1 protein-coding gene is annotated in these 819 nt (G+C 43.3%); it reads left to right on the top strand.

All coding sequences use genetic code 11. The annotated features are described in order from the left end of the window. Nucleotides 1–77: 77 nt before the first annotated feature. Nucleotides 78–819 (top strand): IS110 family transposase (locus R7R78_RS25415; protein WP_225474535.1); only part of this gene is annotated, 742 nt, incomplete at its 3' end.

The following is an 819-nucleotide window of genomic DNA, read 5'->3' as shown; positions in this document are numbered from 1 at the left end:
TCGCGATGTATGGACTCCCTCCCTCTGGAGGGAGCTAGAATTTATGGTGTCAAAGCCTAAATCTAAGGAGTCCATACATGAAAAAGTCTACTACTATCGCCATTGATTTAGCAAAGCACTCTTTCCAAGTTTGTAAGCTTCAAGGAAGCTCTGATGAGTTTAATAAAGTATTTACTCGCGAAAAATTAAAAGCTTGGTTAATACAACAACCTCCAACGACCGTGGTTATGGAGGCATGCTCTACAGCCCATTATTGGGGACGGTTCTGCTGCAACCATGGGCATTCGGTTTGCCTCATTGCCCCAAAATATGTCACGGCATATCGAACGGGACAAAAAACAGATAAGAATGATGCAACAGCGATTGCTGTTGCATCTCAGCAAGCTAACGCCCGTTTTGTCGCTTTAAAATCTATTGATGAGCAGGCACTACAATCGATCGATAGAATAAGACAGCACTTAACCGATTCGATGACAGCGACAAGTAACATGGTTCGCTCCTTGCTTTCAGAGTTTGGCTTCAATATCCCCAAAGGACATAGCGCCTTTAAAAGGCACATTATTGAAATTCTGGAAGATGGTCAGAACTCACTTCCTGATATCTTAAGAGAGCACATAGCAAACGCATTTCATTTGCATGAGACCTTAGCAAAAAAGAGGGCAGATTTAGAAACGAGCTTAACCCAACACCTCAAGCACCATGATGCATGTAGAAAACTTGAAGCTCTAGAGGGCGTTGGTCCAGTCAATGCTTTAGGGCTTTATCTTTCGTTAGGAGCCAATGGCGGTAACTTCAAAAATGGTCGAGAGGCTTCGGCTT

The organism is Vibrio sp. 2134-1, assembly GCF_033339495.1.
Note: the sequence above shows the minus strand (reverse complement) of the source record. Positions and strands in the feature narration are given on the sequence as shown.